The following is a 5,245-nucleotide window of genomic DNA, read 5'->3' on the forward strand; positions in this document are numbered from 1 at the left end:
CGAGCTGGCGGCAGGCCTGCACATGGTGGGTTTTGCCGCGCCCCACAGCGGGCTGCGCGCGGGCAGTGCCGTGGTGCTGGTGGTGGAGGAAAACGCCGTGGTGCTGGCGCTGGCAGAGCTCTAAGCGGCGTTGTTTTGCGGGATGATTTTGCTATATATTTAATAGCTTAAAAGGCAATGTGGTCGCGCGCAGAGGACTTTTTTTATCAAAATTTTGACTCTGATCGACAGCGTGCGGGCAAGGTGGGCCGGCGCGGCGCCGTTCACGGCCCCTTGGGCGTGCCCAGCTTGCGGTACACCGTGGCGCGGCTGATGCCCAGTGCACGGGCCGCCTCGGCCACGTTGCCCCGGGCGTCCAGCACGGCCTGGCGGATCAGGGCGGTTTCAGCCTCGCGCAGCGGCGCGGCCACCGGTGGTGGTGTGGAAACCAGGGGCGCGGCCCCGGTGGGGCTGAAGTGGCTGGGGGCGCTGCTGCGATGGGGGTGCGTTGCCCACTGGGCCAGGGCCTGCAGCCGCAGGCCCGACCACAGGGGCAAATCCAGCGGTTGCACGGGCTGGCGCCGGGCGGCGTCGAACAACATGGTCCATGGCATGGCCAGCAGGTCGCTGCAATGGGTGGGTGCACCGGGCGCGCGCAGTGGCTGTGGCACCAACTGGCGGGCCATGCTGTTGGCGCCCACCACGCAGCCATCGGCGTCGAGTGCGAGCAGGCCATCGCCTTCGCCGCCCAGCGTGCTGCCGGGCCAGTTCATGCGCAGCAGCAGGGCGTGGGGGCGTTGCAGCAGCAGGGCATCCTCCATGGCGCGGGCCGAGCGCGCCACCAGGTGACGCAGCTCGGGCCGCTCGGGCACGTCAATGCCGGTCAAGTCCAGCATGCCCACACACTGGCCCTGGGGGTCGAACAGTGGTGCGCCCGCGCAGCTGTAGCTGCCGTTGTCGTCCAGAAAATGCTCGCCCCGGTGCAGCCAGACGGGCTGCAGCTCAGCCAGCGCCGCACCGATGGCCGTGGTGCCCACAGCGGCTTCCGAGAGGTCGATGCCCACGCGGCCAATGCTGCTGGCGCGCGGGTCGCTGGGATCGCAATGGCCCTGCACATCGACCACGGTGCCCCGGGCGTCGGTCAGGATGGCGAAGTAGCGCATGCCCGCGATGGCGCGCGTGAGCTGCTCCAGCACGGGGCGGGCCGCGCGCAGCAAGGCCTGGTTCTGCTCCAGGCTGTGGCGCAGCGCCGGAGCGCTGACGGCCTCGAACACCACACGCTGCGTGGGGTCCATGCCCTGGGCCAGGCAGCGCTGCCACGACCGCGCAATCCATGGCTCCACCTCTGCGCGCAGGGGCGCTGCGCCATCCGCCAGCAGGGTCTGGCGGGCCTGCGCAATCAGCGCGTGGCGGTGGGCGGTGGAGCTGGGGGCGGAGGACAGCATGGTGATCCGAATCCTTGAGCTGCGCATGATGCGCCGGTGTGCGCTGCAACATGTTTCATTTTGAGAATATCCAGCAAGGGGGGCAGCGAATCTAGGGTTGTCCCTAGGGAGCGTGGCAGGGACGGGGCACAAGATGTGGCGGCTTATCCAGCCAAAACCCTTCCAGGAGACAGCCAGATGCAAGTCCAGTTCACGGTCAACGGGCGCGCTGCCAGTGTTGACGTTCCTCCCAACACCCTGCTTGTCCATGCGCTGCGAGAGCACCTGCTGCTGACCGGCACCCATGTCGGCTGCGACACCAGCCAGTGCGGAGCGTGCACCGTGCATGTGAACGGCCGGGCCGTCAAATCCTGCGCCATGCTGGCCGTGCAGGCCCAGGGGGCCGAAGTGACCACCATCGAAGGCATGGCCGCTGCCGACGGCACCATGCACCCGATGCAGGCAGCGTTCAAGGAGTGCCATGGCCTGCAATGCGGCTTTTGCACCCCCGGCATGGTGATGAGCGCGGTGGACCTGTGCAAGAACCACCCCAACGCCAGCGAAGGCGAGATCCGCGAGCTGCTTGAAGGCAACATCTGCCGCTGCACGGGCTACCAGAACATCGTGCGCGCGGTGCAGGTCGGTCAAAAAGCCATGGCATCGGCTTAACAAGGAAAAAAGGAGAACGACCATGGGTGCATCCGACTTTTCCAAGCTGCCGCACATTGGCGAATCGCTCAAGCGCAAGGAAGACTACCGTTTCCTGACCGGCGCGGGCCAGTACACCGACGACGTGGTGCTGGCCGCGCAAAGCCACGCGGTGTTTGTGCGCTCACCACACGCGCATGCCGCAATCAACAGCATCAACACCAGTGCCGCCAAAGCAGCGCCCGGTGTGCTGGGCGTGTTTGTGGGCGCGGACGTAGCGGCCGACAACATCAACGGTCTGCCCTGCGGCTGGCTGATCACCAGCACCAATGGCGAGCCCATGAAAGAGCCGCCGCACCCCATCTTGGCGCAGGGCAAGGTGCGCTATGTGGGTGACCATGTGGCCATGGTGGTGGCCCAGACGCTGCAGCAGGCGCGCGATGCCGCCGAGCTGGTGGAGGTGGACTACGACGTTCTGCCCGCCGTGGTCAATGTGGCCGACGCCGCCGCGGGTGCCGTGGCAGGTGCTGCGCTGCACGACATTGCACCCGACAACCACTGCTTCAAATGGGCCATTGGCGACAAGGGCGCGGTGGATGCCGCGTTTGCCAACGCCGCGCATGTCACCCAGCTGGACCTGATCAACAACCGGCTCATTCCCAACGCTATGGAGCCCCGCGCAGCCATTGGCAGCTACAGCCGTGCCAATGACGAGTACACGCTGTACGTGAGCAACCAGAACCCGCACGTCGAGCGACTGCTGATGACCGCCTTTGTGATGGGCCTGCCCGAGCACAAGGTGCGCGTGATTGCGCCCGACGTGGGGGGTGGCTTCGGCTCCAAGATCTACCTGTATGCCGAAGATGTTTGCCTGACCTGGGCGGCCAAGAAGCTCAACCGCAACATCAAGTGGGTGGCCGACCGCAGCGAATCCTTCCTGTCGGACGCGCATGGCCGCGACCACATCAGCCACGCCGAGATGGCCATGGACAAGGACGGCAAGTTCTTGGCCATGCGCGTGCACACGCACGCCAACCTGGGCGCGTACCTGAGCACCTTTGCCAGCGCCGTGCCCACCATCCTCTACGCCACGCTGCTCGCGGGCCAGTACACCACGCCGCAGGTGTATGTGGAAGTGGACTCGTGGTTTACCAACACCGCGCCGGTGGATGCCTACCGGGGAGCGGGCCGCCCAGAGGCGACCTACTTGCTGGAGCGGCTGGTGACCCGCTGCGGTTGGGAAATGGGCCTCTCGCAGGACGAAATCCGCAAGCGCAACTTCATCACCACCTTCCCGTACCAGACGCCGGTGGCGCTGCAGTACGACATTGGCGACTACCACGCGTGCATGACGCAGGCAGAACAACTGGCCGATGTGGCGGGCTTTGCGGCGCGCAAGGCGGCCAGCGAGGCCAAGGGTTTGAAGCGTGGCATCGGCTACAGCAGCTACATCGAGGCCTGCGGCATTGCGCCGTCCAACATTGCAGGCGCCCTGGGCGCGCGCGCCGGGCTGTTTGAGTGCGGCGAGGTGCGCGTGCACCCCACGGGCAGCGTGACGGTGTTCACCGGCTCGCACAGCCACGGCCAGGGGCACGAGACCACGTTTGCACAGGTGGTGGCCGCGCGTCTAGGCATCCCGGTGGAGAACGTGGACATCGTGCATGGCGACACGGGGCGCGTGCCTTTTGGCATGGGCACCTACGGATCACGCTCCATCAGCGTGGGCGGTGCGGCCATCATGAAGGCGCTGGACAAGATCGAGGCCAAAGCCAAGAAGATTGCCGCGCACTTGATGGAGGCGAGCGACGCCGACATCGACTTCAGCGGCGGTGAATTCACCGTGCGGGGCACGGACAAGAAGATCCCGTTTGGCCAGGTGGCGCTCACGGCCTATGTGCCGCACAACTACCCGCTGGACAAGCTGGAGCCGGGCCTGAACGAGACCGCGTTTTACGACCCGACCAACTTCACCTTCCCCGCAGGCACCTACATCTGCGAGGTGGAAATCGACCCCGCCACCGGCAGCACACGCGTGGACAAGTTCACTGCCGTGGACGACTTCGGCACCATCATCAACCCCATGATCGTGGAGGGCCAGGTACACGGCGGCCTGGTGCAGGGCATCGGCCAGGCACTGCTGGAGAACTGTGTGTACGACCGCGAAACGGGCCAGCTGCTCACCGGCAGCTTCATGGACTACGCCATGCCGCGCGCCGACGACTTCCCCGAGTTCAAGCTCGGCCATGTCTGCACGCCCTGCACCCACAACCCGCTGGGCACCAAGGGCTGCGGTGAGGCCGGGGCCATCGGCTCGCCCCCGGCGGTGATCAACGCCGTGCTCGATGCCCTGCGCCCCCTGGGCGTGAAGGACTTCGACATGCCCGCATCGCCCCACCGCGTGTGGGAAGCCATCCAAAGCGCCAAGGCATAAGGAGATCGACCATGTACGCATTTACCTTTGAAGCGCCCACCTCCACCGCCGCCGCCGCGCAGCTCATCGCCCAGGGCGGCAAGCTGCTGGCGGGCGGGCAGAGCCTGCTGCCTTCCATGCGCCTGCGCCTGGCCAACCCCGAGAAGATCGTGGACCTGAACGGCGTGGCCGAGCTGGCGGGCATTCGCCGCGACGGCAACGCCCTCGTCATCGGCGCCATGACGCGCCACATGGATGTGGCGAACAGTGCGGATGTGAAGGCCGCCATCCCCGCGCTGGCCGACCTGGCCGCCCACATTGGCGATCGCCAGGTGCGCGCGCGTGGCACGCTGGGTGGCTCGGTGGCCAACAACGACCCTGCGGCCTGCTACCCCAGCGCGGTGCTGGGCCTCTCCGCCACCGTCATCACCAACCAGCGCGAGATCGCGGCCGACGACTTCTTTGTAGGCATGTACACCACCGCGCTGGAAGAGGGCGAGATCATCACCGCCATCCGCTTCCCTATACCCAAGCGCGCGGCCTACATGAAGTTCAAGCAGCCCGCGTCGCGCTTCTCGCTGGTGGGTGTGTTTGCGGCGCAGACGGACAGCGGCGTGCGCGTGGCCATCACCGGCGCCGCGACCAGTGTGTTCCGCCACGCGGGGCTGGAGGCGGCGCTGAGCCAGAGCTTCACCCCTGCGGCGGCGGCGGCAGTAAAGATTGACGCCAGTGACCTCAACAGTGACATCCATGCCAGTGCTGCCTACCGCGCCAACCTCATCAG

At 66.6% G+C, this 5,245-nt stretch carries 4 protein-coding genes and 1 pseudogene; 4 read left to right on the top strand and 1 reads right to left on the bottom strand.

Annotated features, from left to right (window positions below; genetic code table 11):
* Nucleotides 1-124 (top strand): annotated as a pseudogene (locus tag DBR12_RS22850) (ModE family transcriptional regulator); the annotation flags it as partial.
* A gap of 139 nt (nt 125-263) precedes the next feature.
* On the opposite strand, the gene DBR12_RS13100 reads toward DBR12_RS22850, so the two are convergent.
* The gene (locus DBR12_RS13100; protein WP_108617649.1) at nt 264-1,424 is read right to left on the bottom strand and encodes a helix-turn-helix domain-containing protein; all 1,161 of its coding nucleotides are present in this window, start codon (nt 1,422-1,424) and stop codon (nt 264-266) included.
* Nucleotides 1,425-1,601: 177 nt separating this feature from the next.
* On the opposite strand from DBR12_RS13100, the gene DBR12_RS13105 reads away from it, so the two are divergent.
* The 3 genes from DBR12_RS13105 to DBR12_RS13115 form a co-directional block, all read left to right on the top strand.
* Nucleotides 1,602-2,072: a (2Fe-2S)-binding protein gene (locus DBR12_RS13105; protein WP_108617650.1), complete on the top strand. Its 471-nt coding sequence runs from the start codon at nt 1,602-1,604 to the stop codon at nt 2,070-2,072.
* Between the two features lie 22 nt (nt 2,073-2,094).
* Nucleotides 2,095-4,482, top strand: a complete 2,388-nt coding sequence (locus DBR12_RS13110) for a xanthine dehydrogenase family protein molybdopterin-binding subunit (protein WP_108617651.1) — start codon at nt 2,095-2,097, stop codon at nt 4,480-4,482.
* Between the two features lie 11 nt (nt 4,483-4,493).
* The coding region (locus DBR12_RS13115) for a xanthine dehydrogenase family protein subunit M (RefSeq protein ID WP_108617657.1) at nt 4,494-5,245 on the top strand (752 nt) is incomplete at its 3' end.

This window comes from Acidovorax sp. HMWF029 (genome assembly GCF_003060895.1).
GTDB lineage: Bacteria > Pseudomonadota > Gammaproteobacteria > Burkholderiales > Burkholderiaceae_C > Acidovorax.

Coding starts and splice junctions, on each gene's coding strand:
- DBR12_RS13110 (WP_108617651.1), top strand. CDS start 2,095: ATGGGTGCATCCGACTTTTCCAAGCTGCCGCACATTGGCGAATCGCTC.
- DBR12_RS13100 (WP_108617649.1), bottom strand. CDS start 1,424: ATGCTGTCCTCCGCCCCCAGCTCCACCGCCCACCGCCACGCGCTGATT.
- DBR12_RS13105 (WP_108617650.1), top strand. CDS start 1,602: ATGCAAGTCCAGTTCACGGTCAACGGGCGCGCTGCCAGTGTTGACGTT.